At 46.8% G+C, this 25,223-nt stretch carries 25 protein-coding genes; 10 read left to right on the top strand and 15 right to left on the bottom strand.

Annotated features, from left to right (window positions below):
* Window positions 1-549 precede the first annotated feature (549 nt).
* Window positions 550-1,071, bottom strand: coding sequence for a DinB family protein (locus tag M3212_RS06155; protein WP_251193080.1), 522 nt, complete (start codon window positions 1,069-1,071; stop codon window positions 550-552).
* Between the two features lie 239 nt (window positions 1,072-1,310).
* Between M3212_RS06155 and M3212_RS06160 the strand changes: the two genes are divergently transcribed.
* From M3212_RS06160 to M3212_RS06175, 4 genes are all read left to right on the top strand, one after another.
* Window positions 1,311-2,423 carry an ATP-binding protein gene (locus tag M3212_RS06160; protein WP_251193081.1) on the top strand — a complete coding sequence of 371 codons (1,113 nt, stop codon included), beginning with the start codon at window positions 1,311-1,313 and terminating at the stop codon, window positions 2,421-2,423.
* Window positions 2,405-2,596 (top strand): ATP-binding protein, encoded by a 192-nt coding sequence (locus M3212_RS06165; RefSeq protein ID WP_251193082.1) that lies wholly within the window; start codon window positions 2,405-2,407, stop codon window positions 2,594-2,596. The genes M3212_RS06160 and M3212_RS06165 overlap by 19 nt, the downstream gene beginning before the upstream one ends.
* A 185-nt stretch (window positions 2,597-2,781) precedes the next feature.
* Complete coding sequence (locus M3212_RS06170) at window positions 2,782-3,264, top strand: hypothetical protein (RefSeq protein ID WP_251193137.1); 483 nt, start codon at window positions 2,782-2,784, stop codon at window positions 3,262-3,264.
* Window positions 3,265-3,559: 295 nt separating this feature from the next.
* On the top strand, window positions 3,560-4,165 hold the full coding sequence (locus M3212_RS06175) for a copper amine oxidase N-terminal domain-containing protein (RefSeq protein ID WP_251193083.1): 606 nt from the start codon (window positions 3,560-3,562) through the stop codon (window positions 4,163-4,165).
* Window positions 4,166-4,652: 487 nt separating this feature from the next.
* On the opposite strand, the gene M3212_RS06180 is transcribed toward M3212_RS06175, so the two are convergent.
* The 3 genes from M3212_RS06180 to asnB all read right to left on the bottom strand — a co-directional run bounded on the left by M3212_RS06180 (window position 4,653) and on the right by asnB (window position 8,372).
* On the bottom strand, window positions 4,653-5,717 hold the full coding sequence (locus M3212_RS06180) for a serine hydrolase domain-containing protein (RefSeq protein ID WP_251193084.1): 1,065 nt from the start codon (window positions 5,715-5,717) through the stop codon (window positions 4,653-4,655).
* Window positions 5,718-5,766: 49 nt separating this feature from the next.
* Window positions 5,767-6,360 carry a TetR/AcrR family transcriptional regulator gene (locus tag M3212_RS06185; RefSeq protein WP_349774170.1) on the bottom strand — a complete coding sequence of 198 codons (594 nt, stop codon included), beginning with the start codon at window positions 6,358-6,360 and terminating at the stop codon, window positions 5,767-5,769.
* A gap of 164 nt (window positions 6,361-6,524) precedes the next feature.
* The gene (gene asnB / locus M3212_RS06190) at window positions 6,525-8,372 is read right to left on the bottom strand and encodes an asparagine synthase (glutamine-hydrolyzing) (RefSeq protein WP_251193085.1); all 1,848 of its coding nucleotides are present in this window, start codon (window positions 8,370-8,372) and stop codon (window positions 6,525-6,527) included.
* 207 nt (window positions 8,373-8,579) lie between these two features.
* Here asnB and M3212_RS06195 point away from each other — a divergent pair, with 207 nt between their 5' ends.
* Window positions 8,580-8,789, top strand: a complete 210-nt coding sequence (locus M3212_RS06195; RefSeq protein ID WP_251193086.1) for a YqzH family protein — start codon at window positions 8,580-8,582, stop codon at window positions 8,787-8,789.
* Here the strand turns inward: M3212_RS06195 and M3212_RS06200 are convergent.
* Both M3212_RS06200 and M3212_RS06205 read right to left on the bottom strand, forming a co-directional pair.
* Window positions 8,777-8,965 carry a hypothetical protein gene (locus tag M3212_RS06200; RefSeq protein ID WP_251193087.1) on the bottom strand — a complete coding sequence of 63 codons (189 nt, stop codon included), beginning with the start codon at window positions 8,963-8,965 and terminating at the stop codon, window positions 8,777-8,779. The genes M3212_RS06195 and M3212_RS06200 overlap by 13 nt on opposite strands.
* Window positions 8,966-8,979: 14 nt before the next feature.
* On the bottom strand, window positions 8,980-9,759 hold the full coding sequence (locus tag M3212_RS06205; protein ID WP_251193088.1) for an SDR family NAD(P)-dependent oxidoreductase: 780 nt from the start codon (window positions 9,757-9,759) through the stop codon (window positions 8,980-8,982).
* A 438-nt stretch (window positions 9,760-10,197) separates the two neighbouring features.
* Here M3212_RS06205 and proB point away from each other — a divergent pair, with 438 nt between their 5' ends.
* Genes proB through proC form a run of 3 tightly spaced genes read left to right on the top strand, consistent with a single transcriptional unit; the run spans window position 10,198 to window position 13,400 of the window.
* Window positions 10,198-11,319, top strand: a complete 1,122-nt coding sequence (gene proB, locus M3212_RS06210) for a glutamate 5-kinase (protein WP_251193089.1) — start codon at window positions 10,198-10,200, stop codon at window positions 11,317-11,319.
* Window positions 11,316-12,563, top strand: a complete 1,248-nt coding sequence (locus M3212_RS06215) for a glutamate-5-semialdehyde dehydrogenase (protein ID WP_251193090.1) — start codon at window positions 11,316-11,318, stop codon at window positions 12,561-12,563. The genes proB and M3212_RS06215 overlap by 4 nt, the downstream gene beginning before the upstream one ends.
* Window positions 12,564-12,572: 9 nt before the next feature.
* A complete protein-coding gene (proC, locus tag M3212_RS06220) occupies window positions 12,573-13,400 on the top strand; it encodes a pyrroline-5-carboxylate reductase (RefSeq protein WP_251193091.1) in 828 nt (275 codons plus the stop codon).
* A 177-nt stretch (window positions 13,401-13,577) separates the two neighbouring features.
* On the opposite strand, the gene M3212_RS06225 is transcribed toward proC, so the two are convergent.
* Window positions 13,578-14,543 (bottom strand): iron-hydroxamate ABC transporter substrate-binding protein, encoded by a 966-nt coding sequence (locus M3212_RS06225; protein WP_251193092.1) that lies wholly within the window; start codon window positions 14,541-14,543, stop codon window positions 13,578-13,580.
* Window positions 14,544-14,734: 191 nt separating this feature from the next.
* Here M3212_RS06225 and M3212_RS06230 point away from each other — a divergent pair, with 191 nt between their 5' ends.
* Window positions 14,735-15,550 carry an ion transporter gene (locus tag M3212_RS06230; protein WP_251193093.1) on the top strand — a complete coding sequence of 272 codons (816 nt, stop codon included), beginning with the start codon at window positions 14,735-14,737 and terminating at the stop codon, window positions 15,548-15,550.
* A 115-nt stretch (window positions 15,551-15,665) separates the two neighbouring features.
* Here the strand turns inward: M3212_RS06230 and M3212_RS06235 are convergent, their stop codons facing one another.
* Window positions 15,666-17,036, bottom strand: coding sequence for an aspartate kinase (locus M3212_RS06235; RefSeq protein ID WP_251193094.1), 1,371 nt, complete (start codon window positions 17,034-17,036; stop codon window positions 15,666-15,668).
* 201 nt (window positions 17,037-17,237) lie between these two features.
* Window positions 17,238-17,525 (bottom strand): hypothetical protein, encoded by a 288-nt coding sequence (locus M3212_RS06240; protein WP_251193095.1) that lies wholly within the window; start codon window positions 17,523-17,525, stop codon window positions 17,238-17,240.
* A 179-nt stretch (window positions 17,526-17,704) separates the two neighbouring features.
* Between M3212_RS06240 and folE2 the strand changes: the two genes are divergently transcribed.
* Window positions 17,705-18,589 carry a GTP cyclohydrolase FolE2 gene (gene folE2, locus M3212_RS06245; protein ID WP_251193096.1) on the top strand — a complete coding sequence of 295 codons (885 nt, stop codon included), beginning with the start codon at window positions 17,705-17,707 and terminating at the stop codon, window positions 18,587-18,589.
* Between the two features lie 218 nt (window positions 18,590-18,807).
* Here folE2 and M3212_RS06250 read toward each other — a convergent pair whose 3' ends face one another.
* The 6 genes from M3212_RS06250 to M3212_RS06275 all read right to left on the bottom strand — a co-directional run bounded on the left by M3212_RS06250 (window position 18,808) and on the right by M3212_RS06275 (window position 25,214).
* The gene (locus M3212_RS06250; protein ID WP_251193097.1) at window positions 18,808-19,830 is read right to left on the bottom strand and encodes an NAD-dependent epimerase/dehydratase family protein; all 1,023 of its coding nucleotides are present in this window, start codon (window positions 19,828-19,830) and stop codon (window positions 18,808-18,810) included.
* Between the two features lie 30 nt (window positions 19,831-19,860).
* Window positions 19,861-20,745, bottom strand: coding sequence for an NAD(P)-dependent oxidoreductase (locus M3212_RS06255; RefSeq protein WP_251193098.1), 885 nt, complete (start codon window positions 20,743-20,745; stop codon window positions 19,861-19,863).
* Between the two features lie 88 nt (window positions 20,746-20,833).
* Window positions 20,834-21,895, bottom strand: coding sequence for a TRAP transporter substrate-binding protein (locus M3212_RS06260; RefSeq protein WP_251193099.1), 1,062 nt, complete (start codon window positions 21,893-21,895; stop codon window positions 20,834-20,836).
* Window positions 21,896-22,002: 107 nt separating this feature from the next.
* On the bottom strand, window positions 22,003-23,274 hold the full coding sequence (locus M3212_RS06265) for a TRAP transporter large permease (RefSeq protein WP_251193100.1): 1,272 nt from the start codon (window positions 23,272-23,274) through the stop codon (window positions 22,003-22,005).
* Window position 23,275: 1 nt separating this feature from the next.
* Window positions 23,276-23,770 (bottom strand): TRAP transporter small permease, encoded by a 495-nt coding sequence (locus M3212_RS06270; RefSeq protein ID WP_251193101.1) that lies wholly within the window; start codon window positions 23,768-23,770, stop codon window positions 23,276-23,278.
* A gap of 217 nt (window positions 23,771-23,987) precedes the next feature.
* Window positions 23,988-25,214 carry a mandelate racemase/muconate lactonizing enzyme family protein gene (locus tag M3212_RS06275; protein ID WP_251193102.1) on the bottom strand — a complete coding sequence of 409 codons (1,227 nt, stop codon included), beginning with the start codon at window positions 25,212-25,214 and terminating at the stop codon, window positions 23,988-23,990.
* Window positions 25,215-25,223 lie beyond the last annotated feature (9 nt).

A 25,223-nucleotide genomic window follows, 5' to 3' on the forward strand; every position in this document is an offset into this window, starting at 1 on the left:
ACCTATCAATAGCTTCACTGGTTAAGCAGCAGATGTCGTCATTGTATGAGTTTACGTTTCCATTCATACCACCGAGTGTCAGCGCTGTCTGATTTACATTGCGCCACTAAACAAAACAACCTAGTATTTTCGTATGAAAACGAGGAATACTTTCTATAAAAAAGGGTATCTATCCATATACCCTCATCGAAATACCTATTCTGATAAATGATTTCCGCGAGAGGAAGAAAGGAGACAGCATGATCTCAAACGAAGAAATGATTATTTTTATTAAGGAATTTTACTTATTGTTAAATGAGTACCAAAATTGCGAGGACGATGATCTCAAGAAGCAAATTCAAAATGATATTTTATTCTTAAGTGAAATTATCTTAGCATTAAATGATAAAAAATGAAAGAGCTCTTATTTCCGCTTGGACTTTACTAGTGGAGCTGTCGGATAAGCCTGTGCATTCATAGCAAAGGTTTCCCCTTAACAGAAAATAAAGCCCTTTCACAAAACATAACGTGAGGCAACCAGTTTGACATAGATTCAGCTGTTCCCAGCTCTTACTTATGCAGGATGCCTAAATATTCTTCCCAAGGACCAACGTCCTCCCTGTATCGCGCTGCCATCACACGGGTAATTTGCGAAAGATGAGTAAAATCATGCACAACCCATGTCGCCAGCAGTTCCCTTAGCTTCACGACCCCGAAAGCCGGATGACCTCCCGTCTTTTCAAGTGGCAGCCCCGACTCTTCAAGCGTTCTAAGCTTTATTACGTTTTCTTCCCGACATTTTTTAAATTCAGCCAGCTCTTCTTTTATTGCCTTCTTTTCCACATGAAGATGCGAGTAGCGGTCAAATGCCGGAAAAGGCTTATTCTCACCTTCTGCGAGAATAAACATCAGGCGCGGCATCCAATTATTCTTCTCCGCTTCCGTCAGATGGCGAACCACCTCCAACGCATTCCAGGTTCCTTCTCCCTCATTGCATTCCAGCCAGCCATCCGCCAAGCCGTCTAAAAAACTCTCCAACGTTCGCGGCGTCCGCTCAAGCACTTGAATTGCTTCCTCTAGTGTGAAGTTCATCAACTTTCTCCCTTCATAGAAGTTTACAGATAGGTCGAGAAAAGAGGCAGGTGAGCGCCGCTACCATGGCGAAAACAGCCCCCTGTTTCCCGCTTTTCATTTTAGCACAACAAAGGAAGGCATATGGAAACTCTTTTTTGTAATTTTCAGCCGGCTTTTCCGAACTTGCAAATTGAATTTTCTGATACTTAGGATTATGATGAAAGAAGAACGACGATCAAATAACAGGAGTCCTGACCTTGAAGCTGATTCTTCATGACATTGAGACGTTTCTCTTAAATGTTTTTATTATTTTCGTCTTTTATTTCGTTTATTTACGAATTGTTGAAGCTGCGCGAAAGCAATGGCGATACTTTAATCATGAGCTTTTAATGACTCTATTATCGGGACTGGCGATCGTTCTTTGTATGACGTTCCCGATTAAATTTAATCCGGACCACTTTTTTGATTTACGTCAAGTTCCATTTATACTGGGCGCACTATATGGAGGCCGCAAAGTAGCGATTTATTTATTCCTTATCCTCATTATTTTCCGCTTTACGCTGGATGGTGCCGGCTCCTATGGAGCCCTCCTTGTCAACAGCTTATTGCTGCTGTCCTTATTGTTGATTATTCCTAAATTTAAAGCGCTCGTCAGTATCAAAAAACGGGTTTATCTGGCTTTATTCAGTTCATGTTTCGGTGTCATTATTTTAGTTGCTACCATGCTGCTGCTTTTTCCTGAACTGCACAGCCTAAGGTATTACAACTTTCTGATTGCCTTATTTGTCGTTCATGTCGTGACGACCACCCTCTTCGTTGTATTTATTGAAAAGGCACGGCTGGCGATCGCGTTCACGAAGGAGATGCGCAAGCTGGAAAAACTGAAAACCGTGAGTGAAATCGCCGCCAGTATTTCACACGAAGTTCGAAATCCACTGACCGTCACAAAAGGCTTTATCCAATTGCTGCGCGACCCTGACTTAACCGAGGAGAAAAAAGAACAGTATATCCAGCTTTCATTAGACGAGCTGGAAAGAGCTGAGCAAACGATCACCGATTATCTCACCTTTGCCAAACCGTCGCTTGATAATTTGCAAATCTTGGACGTCAGCAAAGAGCTTGCCTATATCCTGCAGGTTGTTACACCATATGCAATGATGAACAATGTGCAAATTGAAGTCAGACAAGAAAAGGATATATTCATTACCGGAGAAAGTGAAAAGCTCCACCAATGTCTAATTAACATTATTAAAAACGGGATAGAATCAATTGAAGATAACGGCTTCATAACTCTTACGCTTGAAAAAAGAAAGAACAAGGCCGTCATCAGCATCACAGATACAGGTACGGAATGGACGAGCAACAGCTGAAACGACTTGGAACTCCTTTTTATTCAACAAAGGAGAAGGGCACGGGACTTGGTACGATGGTCGTCTACAGCATTGTGAAGGCCATGCGCGGAGAAATTCACGTTGAAAGAAGGCAGGGTGCAGGTACATGCTTCACCATTTCCCTGCCCCTCAATGAAAAAAATAGCCCGTGACGTCCAATTTGATCACAAAAAAGCAGGCGATGTCTTAGCTTTCTCCTGACATCGCCCGCTGTCATTCTTTTTACCCCCTTCTACCATAAGAAAATCGGCCCCTTCCCCCTTCGTTTAATGCTACATATTTTTCAGGAAGTAACCAATCCTATACAGTAAGAAGCTTTATTAGGAGCGTGCATGTGATGGCGAGTTTTTTTAGAATTGTTAACGCGATTGTTCTCTGGGCTATTGTTATCCGGTTTCTGCCGAAGCAGTCATTCAAAAGGTATTTACCAGTAACGATATTTTGTTCAAGTTTGCTGTTAGTCCAGACACTTTTAAATCTGATATTCAAATGGTGGACGGTAAAGGGTGGTCTGAAATATATGGTGTTTGATGCTTTAGCCTTTATCTTTGGACCTTTTTTCACCATCAATCTGTGGGTGTTTCATTTTACATATGGGAAGTTTTCATTATATGCCTTTTGTAACTTTATCATGGATCTGATTTTTGCCTTTCCATTAAATGCTCTCTTTCAAAAAATAGGTCATTATCAATTTAAAACGTTTAACTCCACCATTATTTTCCTTATTTCTTATACGCTCTCACTGTTGAATTACGGATTTCAAACATTTTTAGAACGACCAATTTTACCGAAAGGAAGCGATCTTAAATCCAGTGAATAAACCTGGATTTTTTTTTGAAAAGAAAACCGTCGCCTCGGTCTGGATTCCAGACCGTCTTTTTCGTATGGTTTTTCGGAGATAACCTTCCAGTGCCATCTCATCTGTTTTTTCAGATTCCAAGCATCGCTGCATCGAATGTTTTTTCGAACTCTCAGCTCCTCTGTAAAGTGATCTCATTCCCCGTTCTTGTATGCTCTTGTCGAACGTTCAGATCTTTTGTCAGAATAGTTCAATTGCACCAGAAATTTATATATAATGTAGAAGCTTTTTAACTTTCTTGAGAGGGGAATTAAGGATGAAAAGGACGATCTTAGCAGTTCTCAGCTTAGGTTTACTCTTATTGATCATTGCGCCGTCGCTCGCTGGTGCTCACCCTGGCCGGACAGACACAAATGGCGGTCACACGTGCTGGACAAACTGCGCAAAATGGGGGCTGAAGACAGGGGAATATCATTATCATAATGGCGGAAGCAGTAAGCCTGCGGCAGCTTCACCAGCGCCAGCGAAGAAAGCGGCTCCGGCTCCCAAAAAGCCGGCCTATGTCAAAACGGATGTCTACATTAATGGAAAAAAACAAAATTTCCAGCAAAGTGCTTATATTAAGGATGGGACCACTCTTGTACCAATGCGACCAATTTTTGAAGCATTAGGCGCAGGTGTCCAGTGGGACAACAGCACGAAAAAAGTAACAGGAACGAAAGGCAACCGAAAAATCACATTAAGTGTCGGCAACAAAAAAGGCTACATAAATGAAAACGGCGTTACCAGCTCTGTCGACTTGACTCATCCGGCCGAGGTCACGAATGGAGCGACAATGGTACCGTTACGCTTTATTAGCGAATCCCTTGGTGCTGATGTTAAGTGGGACAGCGCTACAAAAACGGTCAAGATTACACAGTAAAATCAGCAGTCAAACTGTCTAAAAGGGTCTGCTTCCCCTTTTTAGACAGTCTCCCTCCCACCATTAATCCATCAAAATACCGCCATTGACTTCAATTGTTTCCCCGGTAATATAATCGGCAGAGGCTGAGCATAAAAACAGAACAGCTCCCGCTGCATAAGTTTTCTTTTTGATTAATGAATTGTTTTAATTTTTCAATTTCATATTCCAATTCCTTAATCTTTAATTCATTTTCGACCTTAAAATGTTTCATCGCCCGCTCTATCAAACTCTGAACGATGAGAACGATAATCACGAACAAAAAAAGCAATGCAAAAAGAAGCTCTACCACCACAAAGAATCACCCTTTTCTTTATTTCTCTTTCACCTACATTACCATATTTTATGAAACAATTGTGTCGACATCGCCGAACATTTGAATCACTCACTAAAAAAGACCGGTGACGTTGTCTCGCCGCCGGCCAAGCAATTGAACCGTTTCCTTTCGTTAAGAGATTTCCTTAATTATTTTTATCATTGCTTTGTAAGCCGCGCTATGTCCTAAACCACTGCATTGATTGATCGTACCTGTAAAATATGTATCCCGCTCAGGATTATAAAAGGCGAATGCCCCTGACTGCCCCCAAAAGCCGAGTATTTCCTTAATCGGTTTCAATGGCGAGATAATTCGCGGCACCCATAATTTTTCCAAGCCAATGCCATAATAGAATTGCCCAGGAAAAAAGATTAAATTCCATTGCTTGAGTTCCTCCAGTTCCTCCTTTGGAAAAAAACGACCATTGAAAAACGCCTTTAAAACTATCATCGTTTCCTTGGCGGTCGACACGATCCCTCCTTCCGGAGCAATGGAAGACATATATAATGGAAGATGGACAGCATTGGATTTATAGTATAAAGACACAGGCTTCCTATCATTTACGTCGTTATAGACATAGGTCTTTGATAAACCCAGCTCGTCAAATATGAACCTTTGAAACACTTCTGACATGTTCAACCGAGTCATGTTCTCAATGATTCTTCCCAGAAGTTGATAGTTTGTATCTGAATAATGGACTTTCCCCTTTTGTCCCGGTTTAAATTTTGGTTTCTGTTCTTTGATAAAAGCCAACGTTTTATCTAATGGCCAATCCTGATCTGCGCCATTGAAGAGCTGTGAAGCCACAGTTTTGCCATTGGATTGTTTATAGGCAAAATAATCCGGTATGCCCGATGTATTGGAGATCAAATGTTTAATGGTAATAGCATCGGAATAATCAACCCCATCCAAAACATGAAGACCACGGATGGTATCTTCAGGTAAATGGTTAGCTATTTTGTCTTCCAAGCGCAAACGGTTTTCCGCTCTTAATTTCAAAACAACCGCTGTAACATATAATTTAGTAACACTAGTAATAAAATATTGATCATCTTGTTCAACGTTACCTGCCGAACCGAGCCAAGAAAAACCATTGTCTCCTTGTTCAACACACAGCACAGCCCCGAAATTATTTCTTTTTTTCACCATTTGCCCAACAGTATGATTGAGAAACGGCTCAGCCAATTTTTCCGGCACAATGAAACCCCCTTTTTAACGTCATGAATACGATTAGGCTCGCTCGTTTTTATTCCTTTTTCTGACGTAAACGAGCAGCAGTCACGATATCTTCAGCAACGCTGTCCAACATTTCCTTCATTTTTTCGATATCAAGTTTCTCAGGAAGCAAACCGTTGGCAACCATTACGGATAGACCTGTTTGAAAAGCTTTCATTTTAAATAAAATGACCTTTAGTTCCTCCTCTGTGAAGCCTTTAAGCTCTGGATCTTTTTTCATATGAGCCACAAGCTCATCACCCATTTCTTGCTCATAATCACCCAAATAATCGTTTGGTTTCATCACAAAATCCCGAAACAAAACGGGATACTCCCTCGCAAATTGAAGGCTGGCATAACCTATATCGCCGAATGGTGTTCCCGTATTTTGTTCTTTTAATAGCCGCTGACTTACATCAACGACCCGTTTCACCACTGCCCGCTTCAGCTCTTCCACATCTTTAAAGTTAACGTAAATCGGGGCGATCGAACTTCCCAGTTGGCTGGCCACCTTTCTTATTGTGATCCCATCAATTCCATCTATATTGGCAATGGTAAAAGCAGCATCAATGATCTGCTCCATAGAAAACTTATTTACGGGTGGCATGACTGGCTCTCCTTCCATCAGTACAATTTATTCATAGATATAAATATCAAATGATATATAACATTTGATATTTAATTATTATACAGATTGCTGAGAATATGTAAAGCAAGAATCCCGCAACATTCCTTAATATAACAGCCGGCGGGCAGAAAGAATTCCTTCTTTCTGCCCGCCGGTGCGTTTTATTCTTTAATCTTAATGTTGTATTCCTTCAGCCAGTAGTCCATCTGGATAAAGTGCGCCAGCAGCTGCGGGCCGGCCATAAGTTGGCCAAAATACGGCTTGCCGGTTGGAAAACCGCCGGTGTCGGCCATTTCCTGGAGTGCTGCTTTGTTGATAAATTCAAATAGTGGTGCGTCTTTTTGAGCAAGAATTGCTTTCATCTCCTGCTGGACGGCGGCTGTGTATTGTGGATGATGTGTTTTTGGATATGGACTTTTTTTGCGGTATAGCACATCGTGCGGCAGCAATCCTTCCAACGCTTTGCGAAGGATCCCTTTTTCACGTCCATCGAGTCGCTTCATTTCCCAAGGAATATTCCAGACATACTCAACGAGCCGGTGATCGGAAAAAGGCACGCGCACTTCCAGACTGGCCCCCATACTCATTCTGTCTTTACGGTCTAATAGATTTGTCATAAACCAAATAATGTTTAAGTATGAGATCTCCCGCCGGCGCGCCTCTTCCGCAGTATCTTCTTCAAATCTCGGCGTTTCCTGAATCGTTTCCTTGTAGCGGTCGTATACATATTGCTTCACGGCAAGCTTCTTTTTCCATTTATCATTTAACAGATTTTCCCGATCCTCAATTGAACGCATCCAAGGGAAGCCGTCGATGTTCATCACTTCTGGCTTATGGAACCACGGGTAACCGCCGAAGATTTCGTCGGCGCACTCACCGGAGAGGCCGACTGTGACATCTTTTTTAATTTCATGACAAAACCAAAGCAGGGAGGAATCAATGTCGGCCATTCCCGGCAAGTCACGAACTAACACAGCCTCCTTCAAGCGATTGGCGAGCTCTTCGATCGAAATCACTTTGTTGACATGGTTCGTGCCGAGCGCGTCTGAGACGACTTGCACCCACTGCGCGTCGGAGTTCGGTTGAAAGGCCGAAGCCTTGAAGTATTTGTCATTTTCATCGTAATCAATCGAATAGCTTCGAATCGGTTCTTTGCCTTGCTTCGCATAGACATTGGCGGCTAATGCCGTCAACGCGCTTGAATCGACTCCGCCTGATAAAAACATGCCGACAGGAACATCAGCAAACAGCTGGCGTTCGACAATATCCTCCAGCAGCTCACGAATATAGACAGCCGTTTCCTCGACATTATGTTCATGCTTTTTGCTTTTCAGCTTCCAGTAACGGCTGATCGTCGCCCCGTTCCGATCATAAATCAGAGCGTGCGCCGGTCTCAGCTCATGAATATCATGGAAAATGCCGTGGCCCGGGGTTCGTGACGGGGCTAAGCCAATAATATCCCCCAGCCCTTCCGTTTTCACAACAGGATCAATATCCCGATGCGCAAGAAGAGCTTTCAGCTCCGAAGCGAACAGTAGGCATCCGTGGCGGACTGTGTAAAACAGCGGTTTAACGCCTAGACGGTCCCTTGCCATAAATAACGACTGGTCCTCCTCGGTCCAAATCGCAAAAGCAAAAATCCCGTTCAGCTTTTCTAATGACTGGTAGCCCCACTCCATAAATGATTTAAGTAAAACTTCCGTATCAGAGTGCCCCTTGAACGTATGTCCGCGCACCAGCAGCTCTTTACGGAGATCCTCTGTATTATATAGCTCGCCATTGTAGACAATTGTATATGTTTTATTGCGATAAGTCCGGGTCATCGGCTGGACGCCGCCCTCCGGATCAACAACAATCAGTCGAGCATGGCCGAAAGCAGCGTGCGGGGAGGTCCATATATTTTGGTCATCCGGTCCCCGCCGCCCTAATGTTTTCGCCATTTTCGTTATCTCCTTTTCCTCCTTTCGCAAATCTTGCCGCCAATCAATCCACCCTGTTATTCCACACATGTATTATCAGCCCCTTTTGGGAAGTTTCTCATTTCTGTCTCCACTACTTTATTCACCCCTGCTAGGCTCAATACCCATAAGCTATCCTATTCAGCAGCTTGAATGGATGTGAAATGTCCGCAGTTTCTTATTTTGCTTGATTGAACAGCTGGAATCGCTTTATGATGAGGAAAGATAAGCAGACGAAATGGAGAGGATTGGCACGAGATGAAGCCGGAAAAAGCATTTCTTAAAAAGCAAATACGGTCCGTCGCCCGGACGAACACAAATAGTGAAATCGATCTGCCGTTCACTGAAGAGGAAGAAGCGCAGCTCCTGTACCGGATTGGCCAAAAGCTTGAAGCTGAGCCGGCAATGGAGCTGCGCGAGGTGGTGCATGATGTCGTCTATCGTTTTTTTGCTGATCAGGAGGAGTAAAGCCCTTCTTTTTTCATTAACTGTTTGACCTTTACCGTTGGCTCCCAGCATGTAAAGGTGTAGAACGGTTTTGTCTCATAGCCGAGACGAACACAGCGGTAGGCCATGCCACCCTCCTCCTTTTTTTCGGCAGAAAAATGAATACAGGTTGCACAACAATGAAAGCGGTTCTTCATCCTTGCCCCCTCCTTTATTTTTGCCTAAATTGTTTGCCAGCGACCTTCTCGATAAAGCCTGGCATCAGCTGGTAAGCAACCGCTCCCCAATTCATCCAGGCCGGCAAATTCCGCTCGCGCCGCGGCTTATCAAGAAGCTGAAGCGTCGCCTTTGCGACTTCTTCCGGCTTCAGGATCCATTTGTCTATTTTGGCGAGATAGCTGCCTTGCTCGTCAGCCCGGGTAAAGAAAGGCGTCTTGATCGGTCCAGGGTTGACCGCGCTGACCTTAATATTCGTCTCGCTCAGCTCCAGCCGCATTGCATTCGTAAAGCCGAGCACAGCATGCTTCGTGGCTGCATAGACGCTCGCTTTCGCTGTCGCCAGCTTGCCCGCCTGCGAGGCGATATTGATGATATGTCCACGGTTTGCTTCCAGCATAAAAGGAAGCACTGACTTCGTGAACGTAATTAATCCCGTCACATTGACGGCAAACATTTCCTCGATCGTTTCAACTGAAGTATCAGTTAATTCAGCAAATATTCCGAAGCCAGCATTGTTAATCAGGACATCAATTCCCCCGACCTCTTTTATCATATGCGGAATTTGGGCCTCGGTTGTTGACAGGTCGCTTACATCCAGCTGAAAAGCAGCTGCGCTTCCGCCGAGCGCCTCGATCTCTGCTTTTACTTCATTCAGCCGTGTTTCATTTCTGGCCAGCAGGACAACATGCGCCCCGCGTCTTGCTGCGGCAAGAGCCAGCTCCCGTCCGAGTCCGCTTGACGCCCCTGTAATCCAAATCGTTTCTCTCTTCATTTTGATAGTCCGCCTCCTGTTCTTTCCTTTATACTGTTCATCTTACTGGAAATTGAGTTAGACCGCTATTCTGAACCTTATGAATGAGGAAAGGGATAGATAGTAGTTGACTGACAGCTTGTCTTGCTTTTATAATAAATGATAATATCATGTGGCGTTGAAAGAGATTAGTAAATATTGCTCATGTGAACAGAGAGTGACCTCACCGGCTGCAAGGGTCATCACCGCTGACAATATTGAACCTGCTCCAGAGCCTGTCAGCCCGATTGTCCAAGTCGGAAAACGCTGGCCGTCCCCCACGATACGGGTGTAAAGTGGACATGAACAATGTCAACAAAGGTGGTACCGCGGATGAAGCTCTTCCGTCCTTTTTCAGGACGAAGGAGCTTTTTTATTTTTCATTTGTTCAAAAATCGAGCCAGAAACGAGGTGAGCAAGATGAGCAGGCAACGTGTCGTTGTGAAGATTGGCAGCAGTTCATTAACAACGAAGACAGGTGCACTTAGCCTGAAGAAGGTTTCGATGTTTGTCGAGGCCGTCGCCAAACTGAAGCTTGCCGGACATGAAGTGGCCGTGATTTCCTCCGGTGCGGTGGCAGCCGGCTTCTCGGCCATCGGTTACCCGACCCGTCCGGTGACAATTGCCGGCAAGCAAGCAGCGGCCGCCGTCGGGCAGGCGCTGTTGATGCAGGCGTATATCGAGCAATTTTCCAAGTATGAGCTTATTCCCGCCCAGCTATTGTTAACACGCGAGGATTTCGCCGATCAATCCCGTTACAGCAACGCCTATTCAACATTAAATGAATTGCTGAAGCGCGGCGCTATTCCGATCATCAATGAAAATGATTCAATTTCAATTGCCGAACTGACCTTTGGGGATAATGACATGCTGTCGGCCCTCGTCAGCGGCATGATCCACGCCAACACACTTTGTATGCTGACGGATGTCAATGGCTTGTACGATGCCAACCCGAAACTGGAGCCAAATGCAAAGAAAATTCATTATTTGCCGGCGTTGACAGAGGAGCTGATTGCCCTTGCCGGAGAATCAACCTCCAAGGTCGGGACCGGCGGAATGAAATCAAAGGTCAGTGCGGCACAAACCGCCCTGTCGCTTGGCGTCAATGTTTTTATCGGCAAGGCGGATACGAGCGAAACCTTTCTCGATATTCTCGCCGGCAAAGGGGACGGCACCTATATCGGAACCTTCCTGCACGAGCCGGTCATGCCGACGAATAAGCAGTGGATCGCTCTTCATTCACGCTCGATCGCTAAGGTGACAGTCGATCAAGGGGCCGAGGCCGCCCTGCTGATGCGCGGCAAAAGCCTTTTACCCGTCGGTATTACGAGCGTAGAAGGAAGCTTTTCTGTCGGCGATGTCATTGAAGTGTACGGCGAAGATGAAAAGCTGCTCGGCAAAGGAAAAGCGAGCATGACGGTTCACGAGCTAGAGAAATTCCGGGCCGAGAGTCAAAAGGATAAAGAAAGTCGATACAAGCATCCCGTCGTCATTCACCGTGATGATTGGGTACCGTTAAAAAAGGAGATGATGAAGCGATGAGTGAACTTCTTACAAAAGCAAAAGCAGCGCAGGAATGCGCGCGCACATTAAGTCAAAAGACAACTGAACAAAAAAATCAGGCATTGCTCGTGATGGCCGAGCAGCTGCTGGCCGAAAAGGATTATTTGCTTGCGGAAAATGCCAAGGATCTTGAAACAGCCCGGTCTAATGGAACGAGTGCGAGTTTACTGGACCGCCTTACCCTGACAGCACAGCGTCTTGATGAGATGGCAACGGGCCTGAAACAGGTTGCCGAGCTTCCTGATCCAATCGGTGAAAGCCTGAGCACCCATACGCGGCCGAACGGCTTGCACATTGAAAAGGTCCGCGTCCCGCTCGGTGTCATTGGCATGATCTATGAGGCTCGTCCAAATGTAACAGTCGATGCGTCAAGCCTTTGCTTAAAAACCGGCAACGCCGTCCTCTTACGGGGAAGCTCTTCGGCGATTCACTCCAACATCGCGCTCGTTGCCGTACTGCAGCGCGCTTTGGAAAAAGCCGGACTTCCAATTGAGGCGATTCAGCTTCTTGAAGATACGAGCCGCGAAACAGCCTCAGAGATGTTTACCTTAAATGAATATTTGGATGTGCTTATCCCACGTGGAGGGGCGTCATTAATCCAGTCAGTTATTAAAAATGCCTCTGTTCCTGTGCTGGAAACAGGAACCGGCAATTGCCATCTGTTTATTGACCGCAGCGCCCGGCCGGAAATGGCGATTTCGGTTGCTGTCAATGCGAAAACACAAAGACCGTCTGTGTGCAATGCGATTGAGACCATTTTAGTTGAAAAGCAATGGGCCGCTGAGCATGGGACAGAGCTGATTCAGGCGCTCTTTGCTAAAAATGTCACGATTGTCGGCGACAAACATGCTCAGGCCTTTGATAGCCGGATCACTCCAGCCAGTGAAGAAGACTGGGAAACTGAATTTAACGATTTGAATGTCGCCTTGAAGATTGTCAACAGCTGCGAGGAAGCGATTGCCCATATTTATCAGTATGGGACGAAGCATTCGGAAGCGATCATTAGTGAGGATGCGGCAAATGTTGCGCTCTTCCTTAATGAAGTCGACGCGGCGGCCGTTTACCATAACGCCTCCACCCGCTTTACTGATGGTTTCGAATTCGGATTCGGAGCCGAAATCGGGATCAGCACCCAGAAATTACATGCCCGCGGTCCAATGGGACTTGAAGCGCTGACGTCAACAAAATATCTTGTTCGCGGGAATGGTCAGGTGAAAGGCTAGGTGACAGACATGCTCGAACAAAAAACGATCACATTTCTTGGCGCCGGTTCGATGGCGGAGGCGATTCTTGGTGGCCTGATCAGCAAACAAATCGTCGAGCCTGGGCAAATGATCGTCACGAACTTGCAGGATCAGCAAAAGCTTGCCCGGCTCGCCGACACTTATCACGTACACACGACACCGGATCGACTCGATGCTGTCAGACGCGCTGATATTATTATTTTGGCGATGAAGCCGAAGCATGTGAAAGAAGCGCTTGAAGAGGTTCAGACGGCGACTCACCCGGATCAGCTGTTTGTCTCAGTGCTCGCTGGGATTCCAACAGACTATATGGAAAGCCTGCTGCCAGGAAAAGCCAGTGTGATCCGGACAATGCCGAATACGTCGGCGAAGGTCGGAGCATCGGCTACCGCGATTAGCAAAGGCGCCTACGCGAATGACAAGCAGCTTCAAGTCGTCGAGGCTTTATTTGCGGCGATCGGTACAGTCACTGTCGTCAAGGAGGAAAAGCTCGATGCTGTAACCGGCCTTGCCGGAAGTGGTCCCGCCTACTTCTATTATCTGATTGAAGCAATGGAAAAAGCGGCGGTCGACAACGGACTAACAAAGGAAGAAGCGTCCGCGCTGATTACCCAGACTGTTATCGGAGTCGGACAACGTCTGCAAAAAACAGAAAAATCCGCCAAAGAGCTTTATGAAGAAGTCATGAGTCCAAATGGGACGACAGAAGCCGGAATCGGGGTATTACGTGAATATCATATGCAGGACGTGATGGAAAAAGCAATTGCCCAAGCAATTGCCCGTTCCAAAGAATTAGGCGTCGTCTTTCATAATTAAAGGAGGCTGGGACAAAAGGTTGGGTTGTTTTTTTACCTTTTGCCCAGCCTTTAAGCAGTGAGTGGAACCGCCACGATCTTTTAAAGTCCGTTGTGAGTGGATTTCTCACAACGGGCTTGTGGCGTGTGAAGCCATTGCCAAAAGGTCCAAAGCTAGTTTTGTCTCAAGCTCTATTCTTTACTGAGCTGTATCAAGCAGCATCTCAACAATCAGATCGATTTGACCCTTGACCGCGATTGGATCGTACCGGTAAAAGGTATCGAAGTCATTATAAAATAACGTTTCATTTTGCACGGCATCAAGGCTGTTCCAGACGGCCGAGCTTTGCAATTCAGCAAGCGCCTCGCCTTTTTTCTCCGGATCATACGTTGTTAAAAACATATAATCGGCTGCGTATTCAGGTAGAACTTCAAGCGAAATTTGTCCCGTGCCGCTCTTTTCGACTTCCGCTTTAATTTTCTCCTGCATCTTGAGACCTAACGCATGATAGACGGCTTGGCCCGCACGGCCTGCATTCTCGCCAAATACCCACAAGTCGCCTTTATCTGTCAATTCATAAAGGCCAAATGTTGCGTCTTCCTCAATGACGCCTGCCAAACGCTCACGACCTTCTGCTGCCGCTTGCTCAAATTCTTCGAGGAATTGCTCCCCATGCTCTTCGTTACCGACAATATCGGCGAACAGCTTGACTGTCTCTTCAATATTGGTCGCCGTGCCGTACGGGATGTGAATCGTCGGCGCGATTTTTGCTAAATCCTCATAATTATCATCGTACATGACAACAATGAGATCAGGCTGTAGCTCCAGCGTTTTTTCGGCATTTACAGGATAACCGACCTCAACCGTTTCCGTTAAATAGTCTGTCAAAAAAGGATTATCAAATGTCGTCGGCTCCACACCAACAACATTTCCGCCAACAGCGAGAAGCTCCCCGCCGTAATAATCTGTGACAATTCGCTGCGGCTCGCTCGGAATCTCCACCGATCCTTTTACCGTTTCGAAGCTGCGCATGTTGCTGTCGGCAGCCGGGTTTTCTAAAGCATCCTCGTCAGCGGCTTGAGGCTGTTCTGTGTCATCAGAGCCACAAGCGACAACGAGCATCGTCAGCAGCATAAATAAAGCAAGCTGTATGATACGTTTCATTCTCCTGGTCCTCCCCCAATAATCGATAATGGTTCTCATTATCACTAATTGTAGCAATCCCTCTACGGATTCGTCAATCCTTAATAAAAATTCGCGGGATTGCAACACTCGCGGAGAAGAAAAGGTTTTTCCTTCCTGCAATATCTTGTAGAATAAGAACTAGCTTAAAGGAGAAGGAGCTTAATCATCCCATGAGTGAATTATCGTCAACGCCTTTCATTAGAACGATTCAGCAAATCGTTCACCACCGCTTCTTTACAGGAACGATTATTACGTTGATCATGATTAACGCAATTGTCGTCGGGCTGGAAACCTACCCGGCTTTATACAGTCAGTATAAAGAGCTGTTTTTTGCCATTGATTATGTTTTATTATGGATTTTTACGATCGAAATTCTCATGCGTTTGCTGGCGGCCAGACCGACTTCCTCATTTTTCAAAAACAGCTGGAATTGGTTTGATTTAATTATCGTCGCCTCCAGCCATATTTTTATCGGTGCGCACTTTATTACGGTGCTGCGGATTCTCCGCGTTCTCCGTGTGCTCCGGGCGATTTCCGTTATCCCGTCACTGCGCCGGTTAGTCGATGCTTTGCTGCTGACGATTCCATCTCTCGGGAACATTATGATTCTGATGGGGATTGTTTTCTACATTTTTGCCGTGATGGGAACAATGCTTTTCGCTTCGATCGCCCCTGAGTATTTCGGCAATCTTCAGCTGTCCCTGTTAACGCTTTTTCAGGTCGTGACACTTGAATCGTGGGCCAGCGGCGTCATGCGGCCGATTTTCGCGGAGGCATGGTGGTCATGGATTTACTTTGTCCTCTTTATTCTTGTCGGGACCTTTATCATCTTCAACCTGTTTATCGGGGTCATCGTCAATAATGTCGAAAAAGCAAACGAAGAGGAAAAAGCTGCAGAAACAAACAGTGAACTAACAGCCCTCCGCCAGGAAGTCGCCGAATTAAAAACGATGCTGCAAGCCTTAACGAAGGAGAAGAAAGAGTAGAAAGAAGGCCTGTCCAAATGGACAGGCCTTCTCGAATGAAGCAAACTCAAGGATGGCAACGGTTCCGTACTGCGCGCAGACTCCACTCGTTGCTTCTAGGTTGTGTGAATACAACCTATTGCACTGTCTCCCCCGCTCCGGCGAAGAATTCTTCGTAGAGAGCGCGTACAGCACGGTCGGCATCCTCCTGATGGACGCCGAGCACGAGACTGACTTCGGAAGAGCCCTGGTTGATCATCTCGATATTGACATTGGCCCGGGCCAATGCTGCCGTTGCTCTGGCGGAGACACCAACGGTATTATGCATCCCTTCACCGACGATCATCACCATCGCAAAATCCTTCTCGACATACACATCATCGACGCAAAGCTCTTCGCGAATCCGCTTGATGATGCGCGCTTCCATATCGGGCGTCAGCTGATTCTGACGAAGGATGACGGACGTATCATCAATCCCGGAAGGAATATGCTCATAGGACAGGCATTCATCCTCCAAAATTTGCAGCAGTTTACGGCCAAAGCCGACTTCCCGGTTCATCAGGTACTTGCGCACATAAATCGTGGAGAAGCCTTCATCCGCCGCTATGCCGATGACCGGATTCAAAAAATATTCCCGCTCTGAAATAATCATCGTACCGGAGGAAGATGGATTATTCGTATTTTTCACGCAAACCGGAATCCGTTTGCGGAAGGCTGGAATCAGCGCCTCGTCATGAAAGACGGAAAATCCGGCATAGGACAGCTCACGCATTTCGCGATAGGTCATCCGCTTAATCTTGACCGGGTTGGCGACCACATTCGGATTGGCCGCAAAAACCGAATCAACATCGGTGAAATTTTCGTATAGATCAGCTTCCACTCCGGCTGCGAGGATCGAACCGGTAATGTCTGAACCGCCGCGCGGGAACGTGACCAGCTTACCTTCCTTCGAGTACCCGAAAAAGCCGGGAAATACGATGATTTCCTTCGTATCACGCAGCTTCGCCAAATGATCAAACGCTTCCGGCAACACCTGGGCATTGCCTGGCTCGTCACTGACATATAAGCCGGCTTCCTGCGGATTCAAATAAACCGCATTCAGGCCGAGACTTTGAAAATAATTGGCAATCAATTTCGCATTATTGTCTTCACCGCTTGCTTTGATCAAATCCATGAACGATTCCGGCTGATTGCGGTCAAACTCAAGACGCTTTCTCAAATCGGCTTCGATTGTTGCGACAATATCATCGCCCACTCCTAAGCCTGTCGCAATGTCCGCATAACGCGCCACGACAGCCTCCAGCGCGTCCTCCGTATCCCCCTGGCTCAACGCCTCCTCAGCAAGACGTATCAGCAGATCCGTTACTTTCGTATCGGCACTGCTCCGCTTTCCTGGAGCAGAAACGACGATAATTTTTCGCTCTTTATCAGCAGCAACGATATCGGCAACTTTCTTTATTTGCTCCGCGCTCGCAACAGAGGTACCCCCAAATTTTGCTACTTTCATGTTTGCTCTCCAGCTCCTTATTTCAGCATTTCTCTCTACTATCAGTTATTAGAACATTCCAACTATACCATATGTAGATTATCCCGAAAAGACCCACATAATCGATTTTTGCAAGAGATCCAAGGCTCACTGGGCATCAGTACAGATGACATCTTTCTTCCATACAATTAGCTCTTCTGGATAGAGGATACGTACCGATCTCTACTGAAAGATCGCAATCAAAAACGGCTTTCGTTCGGTCGCCAATTCCTGATCCGTACAACTTGATTCACTAAGATAAGATAATTGGCGGGCCTGGGCAAGCGTTGTTTCTTCCAGATTATTGGTCAAATCAGCCTGATCAAAGCAAGCAGGGGCACTATACACTTTTTTTGTATGATCAATGACGACCCGCGCATCCTCTGACGGACCGACTGATACCGGAATCACAAAGCCGAGAATGAGCAACACGACAGCTCCACCTATTAACGCAATTGTCCCTTTTTTCATATTAAACCTACTTTCTTGTCTCTTTTTCCCTTTGTAGTGTAATATGGAGGGAGCGTCAATGCAATACTATTGACTTACTTAGCCGTCTTTCTTACTATTTGAATATTGGATAGAAAAAAAGCGAGGAAACATAAGCTAGGTCCAGATAGAAAACATGAATTTTCAGGAGTGATGAGTAGATGAAACGTTCGTTACCACCAAAGGCTGAGCGTCATCGTCACTTTGGTTCTGTCGATCCGATTGTCGGCAGCAAGCCAACGGACAAAGAGAAGATGCCAGACCTTCAAAATAAACCAGATGATTTTTATTTTCCGATTCAACAGGTTGGCATTTCCAACGTTAAATATCCGGTGATGATTGAAGCGGAGCTTGCACCGACGACGCAGACAACAACGGCGGAGTTCGCATTGACAACAAGCCTCGAACAGGATTTTAAAGGAATTAATATGAGCCGTTTAACCGAACAGCTCCATCTCTTTTTCCAAACCCACCTGCTTTCGGTTGAAACGCTGCGCGAGTTTACAGCGATTTTAGCGAAGGAAATGAAGCAGTCGAGCTCGAACGTTCGCGTGACGTTTCCGTGGTTCTTTACGAAATCAAGTCCCGCTCTGCAAAAGGAAGGGATGGCTCACGCCGACGTGACCTATGATGTCACCTATGATGAAAAACAGGGCTATCAATCGACGATTACCTTAACAGCCGCTGTCACCACGCTCTGTCCGTGCTCGAAGGAGATCAGTGAGTACAGTGCCCATAATCAACGTGGCTTTGTCACCATGACGGTGACGGTCGACGAGGCAGTGGAAACTGACTGGAAGACGGTTTTATTAGAAGCGGCGGAAACAAATGCCAGCTCGATTCTCTATCCAGTGCTGAAGCGTCCTGATGAAAAGGCCGTAACCGAGCACGCTTATGAAAACCCGCGCTTTGTCGAAGATCTGGCTCGTCTTGTCGCCGCCGACCTTTATGAGCACGAGGCGGTAAAAGCTTTTGAAATCGAATGCCGCAATGAGGAATCGATCCATCAGCATGACGCGATTGCCCGGTTATCGTTTGTAAAATAAAAGATCCCCACACAGGGGGACAATGTCATTATATGAATAAAGCAGGAAGGCAGTGTTCCTTTCCTGCTTTATTCAGGTTGAAAATTCGGTTCACCACCGCTCCGCTAACAACCGTATTGCTTTCCTTCCTTCATCCCGATTCGACATTCGGCAATACTTCACTGTCTTTTTCTCTATTTACTCCTCTGTCGGTAGGCTTTCGACCTTCCTTTAGGCTTTCACTGTGTTCCTTTCATTTTTCGAACAGCAGCCAACTTGCTTTCATGCCGGTCGGCATTGACTTCATTTCTCTTTTTCAATTCAGTTTTCAGCCAGGTGAAATACGCTTCGAGTGACTCCCTGAAGTCGGCAGACGGCTTGTAACCGATCTGCTCTTTATAAATGGAAACAAGCGGCCCCCTGATTGGCGCCTGAAGCACGAATGGCTCTGCTCCTTTGCCGACGCGGATGTTGCTTTCGGGACATTTTTGCTGAAGAAATTCAATAATCTCCTGATTGCCGTATAATTGTTCACTGCTTAAATGCACGCATGGAGGTGCCTCATCTGTTTCGAGCAGGCGGACGATCCCTTCCGTCACATCATCAACATAGGTGAAATTGGCGATGAAATCCCGACCTGTGCGCTCTTCTAATTGATTTTCAGTTAGAACTTTATATGTGTAATAAGCAATTGGTCCATTGCTCCAGCGTGGCTCTTTCACTGTCGGTAATGGGCCGAACACCCAGGAGACGCGAATGTTGATCGTTTCCATACCATAATTTACACGGTAGCAATGCAGCAATTCTTCGCTTAGCCGCTTCGTTGTGGCGTACGTATTCATCGGTGTCGCCGGCACCGTTTCATCAATTGGATCGGTTGATGTCTGTTTCCCGAAGACCGAACCGGAGCCGATATAAATGAACTTTTGAATGTGATGAATTCTCGCCAGCTCCAATAAGGTTAATGTGCCGATTGTGTTCGTCTCCACGGCATCAGTGGGATGAGCTTTGCAATACATTCCATTTAAATTAGCCGCTGAATGGATGATCGCATCAAAGCGATGCTTCGCAAAAAGCTCGGTAACAGTAAAATGGTTTGTCACATCCCCTTCTTCAAATTCAATCGAATCACTCCCGTCAAAGAAATCCGTTTCCCGCTCAATCGTTTTATCGAACAGCACGACCTGATGCCCTTCGTGCGCCAGCCTTTTTACCGCATTCGCTCCGATTAGGCCGAATCCGCCCGTAACTAAAATTTTCATCTGTCAAGCTCCTCTCTGTATACGTCTTTATTACTCCACCTCTTCAATATCAGCGCAAATTTGTTTGAAAATAGCCGTATAATCAATGCCTCCCCCGTATTGATCAACCAATCGGGCAAACATCTCTTCTGTTTTCCGTAAAAGCGGCAAATCGAGCCCTTCCTCCTGCGCTTTATCGACAGCAAGACGGACATCCTTCAGCAGCAGCTCTGCCTTAAAGCTTGGAGAGTAGTCACCAGCGATCATTCCAGCTGCCTTATGCTCCAAATGCCAGCAGTTCGCTCCTCCCGACTGCAAAACATCACGCACATGATAAAGGTCGAGCTCTTCCTTTTTGGCAACCGCCAGCGCCTCACTCATCGTCGTCACCGTACCGGCGACCATGATTTGGTTACAAATTTTCGTTGTTTGTCCGGCACCGCTTCCTCCCATATAAGTAACCCTTCCCCCTAATACGTCGAGGACATCCTTCACTGCATCAAAATGAGGCCGATCGCCCCCAACCATAATGGATAAGGTGCCTGCTTCCGCTCCCGTCCGGCCCCCGCTCACCGGGGCATCGATAAAGCCGACTCCTTTTTCCTGGAAAGCCTCGTGGATTTCTTTCGTGACCTTTGGCGAGATACTGCTCATATCAATCACGATCGTCCCCGGTGCTGCATAGTGAATCACCGCCTCTGCGCCATCTGTTAAAGCTGCTTTGACATGAGGAGAATTCGGAAGCATCGTAATCACAATCTCATTTCGTTCGACCAGCTGTTCAATCGTCTGCGCTTCTTTCGCACCTTGTCTGACCATTTCCCTGACCGGCGATTCCACCAAATCAAAAACGGTTACATCATAGCCAGCTTGTATTAAATTACCTGCCATTGGTTTTCCCATAATCCCCAATCCGATAAACGCGATTTTCTTCATGCCCTCTCTCCTTGTCTCTTCGTTTTACAGAAGAAAGCCAGAAGTCACAATTTCTCTCACTTCCAGCCTTTTCTTCTTATCAGAGCCGCTACTCCGCCGCTCGAATCCGCTCGACGAGGTCCGGTGCCCACTCACCTTCAAATTGTTCTACGATGTTGCTCTCCTCAAGCTTTCTGGCGAAAGCATCACGGTCAACGTCATCAATAATCGTCGTTCCGTCATCGATGATCTGCTGTCTGTAGACTTCCTCGTTTTCTTTGACGAGCTGCTTCTGATAAGTACCGGCTTCTTCAATTGCTTCAACGACCTGCGCCTGCATCTCTTCAGGGAAGCTTTCAAACGTATCATTGTTGATGACAACGACCATCGGCGCAATTAAATGCTGCGTCGTCATCACATAATTTTGCACCTCATGCAGCTTCGATGTATAAATCATATCGAGCGGGTTTTCCTGGCCGTCAACTGTTCTTTGCTCGAGCGCCACGTACAATTGATCAAATGCCATCGGCGTCGGGTTGGCGCCAAGAATTTTCCACGCTTCCACCACTAATGGAATTTCGGGAACTCTCAGTTTCATTCCATTTAAATCTTCCGGCGACCGGATTTCCATATTGGCCGTCAAGTTCCGCGGCCCGCGGTGCCAGTAATCCAAAATGCTCGAATTAAGTGACTCGTTGATCGCTGCATTAATTTCATCGCCGACTTCTCCGTCAAGCACGCGATCCAAATGGTCGGTGTCCTTAATTAAAAACGGCAATGACAAACCGCTGTATTCCGGAGCGAACATCCCGAAGATCGCATCGCCGGTGATGACCATATCGACGGTTTGCAGCGACATCCCCTCAAGCAAATCGCGTTCACCGCCGAGCTGGGCATTGGCGAAAATGTTTACCGTCAGCTCCCCACCCGTTTTTTCTTCAATCAGTTCCTTGAACTTCCGCGCGCCTAAATCCGTCTCACTGTCCGTCGCGTTAATATAGCCGATATCAATCGAGTAACTGCCGCCGCCTTCAGCCGGTGCTTCCTCTCCCTGATCACCGCTGCCCGCACCTGGCTCCGCTTCCGTCTGAGTGTCGGAGCTTCCGCCACAGGCAGCAAGCAGCAAGGCAAAGAGCAAGGCCATACCAATAAAGAAAAATTTCGCTTTCATCATGAACCCTCCTTAAATTGTATAAGCAGCAAGGAATAAGCGCAGTGAGATGACTTCACAAAACCCGGCACCCCTCCTTTCAATAGCAGGTCTTCGTAAGTTTAGTTTTACAGAAGGTTCGGCAGCCAAAGACTAATCACCGGTAAAAACGTTAATATGAGCAGGTTAATAATCAGGACGAGTAAGAAAGGCAAAATCCCTTTCGTAATTTCTTCGAGTGAAATCCCGGCGATCCGGCTTGAGATGAACAAATTGACGCCAACTGGCGGTGTCACCATTCCCATCGCTAAATTGACGATCATAATAATGCCGAAGTGAACCGGGTCGACGCCAAACGTTAATGCAACCGGCAAAAGAATCGGCGCTAATATAATAATCGCCGCACTCGTCTCAAAGAACATACCGATAAAAAAGAGAAACAGATTGACGAGCAGAAGGAAGATAACTTTACTAGTCGTGAAATCGGTAATAAGCGAAGCCGCTTGCTGCGGAATCATCCCCTTTGTCATAATCCAGCCAAACAGTCCGGCAGCCGAAACAATGATCATAATAATTGCTGATAGAACAGCTGATTCTCCGAGGATTGGCAGGAGATCCTTCAATTTAATTTCTTTATAAATCCATAAGCCGACGATCAGGGCATAGACAACTGATACGGCCGCAGCTTCTGTCGGTGTGAAGATTCCTCCATAGATCCCGCCTAAAATAATGACAGGCATCAGCAAGGCCAGCGTCGACTCCTTCAAAGCGACCCATTTATCCTTCCATGTCGTCTTGACATCGTTCGGATAGCCTTTGATTTTGGCAAGGATCGTAACGGTAATCACGAGCAGCAGCCCGATAATCAGCCCGGGAATAATCCCGGCCAGAAACATTGCACCAATCGACGTTCCGGTTGACACCCCGTAGAGAATCATCGGAATACTCGGCGGAATAATGACGCCCAGCTCCCCGGAAACGGCCTGGGATGCGGCGGCAAACCGCTTGCTGTAGCCCTTCTTGATCATCGCCGGGATAAGAATCGCTCCTAAGGCGGCAACAGTTGCCGCACTGGAGCCGGAAATCGCCCCAAAGAGCATCGAGGCGACGATTGTCACGACTGCCAATCCACCTGACAGATGCCCGATAAACGCTGATGCCAGATTGACGAGACGCCGTGAAATTCCTCCGGTCCCCATGATTTTTCCGGCCAATACGAAAAAGGGCACCGCCAGCAGCGCAAAGGAATCAATCGAAGTAAACATCCGCTGAATTAATAATTCAAACGGCAGGTTTCCATCAATAAGAATCGCGACGATAGAAGAGAGGCCAAGGGAAAAAGCGATCGGGACACTCAGCAGCATCAGCACAAGCAAAGTAATAAACATAAAGAGCGCCATCTCACTCTCCCCTTTCTTCTACTTGAAACGTGCGGATCAGCACACTGAATAAGTTCAATAAAATCAGAAATCCACCGACCGGAATCGCTGCATACGGGATCCACATCGGAAGCCGCAATGCTGTCGAGCGCTGAACAGCGACTTCCTGAACCATGCTGAAGCCATAAATGATTAAATAGAGACAAAAAACAATTGAGAAAAAGAGAACCATGACTCGGAAAGCCTTTTCGATTTTTTCCGGAATGAGCTGCATAATCGCCTCAACAGAGATCAGCTCCCGTCTGCCTGCCGCAATGCTCGCTCCGAGAAAGACAGACCAGATGCTAATATATTTCGTCGCCTCTTCAGTCCAGCTTAACGATTGGTTGAGCGCGTATCGGTAAAAAACTTGCGTACAAATAAAAAGCGTCATCACGCCAAGTAAAATCCCGACAAAGATCAGCATCCATTTGTTCAGACGCTCCATAAAACTGACATACGGTTTTAACAGCTGCATCTTCACCACTCCCCTTCTCTAAATTCTCCCAATGGTCCAGGCCGCCAGCAACAAGGAAGGCGCTTACTTTGCGAGGAACACGATCTACTACCATACTACTTGTATCTATATGCACCCTTGGGCGAAATCTTTCAAAAAATCGATTCGCCAAAAAAAAGACCGTTAGAAGTAGGAAGATGATGTAATTGTCTATTATTTCCATCTATTCATTGCCAGATTATGTGCTAATAAGCGGTGTTTGATAGCGTGATACTCTCTTTGTCATATCCTCACGTTCAAACACTTCCGGACGTAACGCGGTCCCGAGACCAGGCCCTTCCAGCGGGTAAACATAGCCGGCCTTGACGACAGGGACTTCCGTAACCAGCTCCTTATACCAGCCTGAATAAAATGCACGCACGCATTCCTGGACAAAGGCGTTTGGCGCATTAATCGTTAAATGGACATCGACGGCAAAGGAGACCGGACCGACACAATCATGCGGGGTAACGGGAACTTCATACGTCTCGGCAAGTGTCGCGATCCGTTTCCCTTCTGAAATCCCCCCGGTAAACGTTGGATCAAAAATGATGACGCCCGCTGCATTCCGCTCTAAAATATCGCGGAATGCCCAACGCGTTCCGAGCGTTTCACTCGCCGCTGTCCGCACCCGCGTCGAGCGGGCAAACTCCTGCAGCGCATCAAGATTATCCATGTTAATCGGGTCCTCATACCAGAACGGCTCAAATTCCTCAAGCGCTTGCGCGATCTGCTTCGCTGTCGGCAAATCCCATAACGAGTGCAACTCCACCATAATTTCGATTTTGTTGCCGACCCGTTCCCGTATTTGCCTGAAAGGCTCGAGTGCTTTGTTTAAGTCGGCCGGAGAAATATAACGGCCTTTCGTTGCTTCCGCATATAAATCGAACGGCCAGATTTTCATTCCCATAAACCCTTCCTCAACTAGACTTTCAGCTAAGTCCCCGGCATGATAGAGAAAGCCGTCAAGATCCTCATATGGCCCTTGTGCATCACCGACCCCCCAGTTATCAACCGGAAGACTGGCGTGCTTCGGGCGCTTGCGCGTATAATGATAGCCGGCACACGTATTGTAGGCTTTGATTTTCTCGCGGCATTTCCCGCCAAGCAGCTGATAGATTGGCTGCTTCGTGACCTGGCCGAAAATATCCCAAAGCGCAATATCCAACGCAGACCGTCCGCGATTTTCGACTCCGGTGCTGCGGGAGCCGATAAAACCAACCATCGACTGCCAATGCCGCTCAATCGTCAGCGGGTCTTTTCCAAGAAGTACAGGCGCACCCGCTTCGTGAATCCAGGCTTCAACTGCTTCTGCGGCAAAATACGTTTCCCCAAGCCCGATGTGACCTTGATCGGTGTGAACCTGGACAAAACAAATATTCGGAAACTCTTCTAAACGGATCGTTTCAATCTGAGTAATTTTCATTTTTTCCTC

The sequence above is a fragment of the Halalkalibacter oceani genome (genome assembly GCF_023715705.1).
Taxonomy (GTDB): domain Bacteria; phylum Bacillota; class Bacilli; order Bacillales; family Bacillaceae_D; genus Halalkalibacter; species Halalkalibacter oceani_A.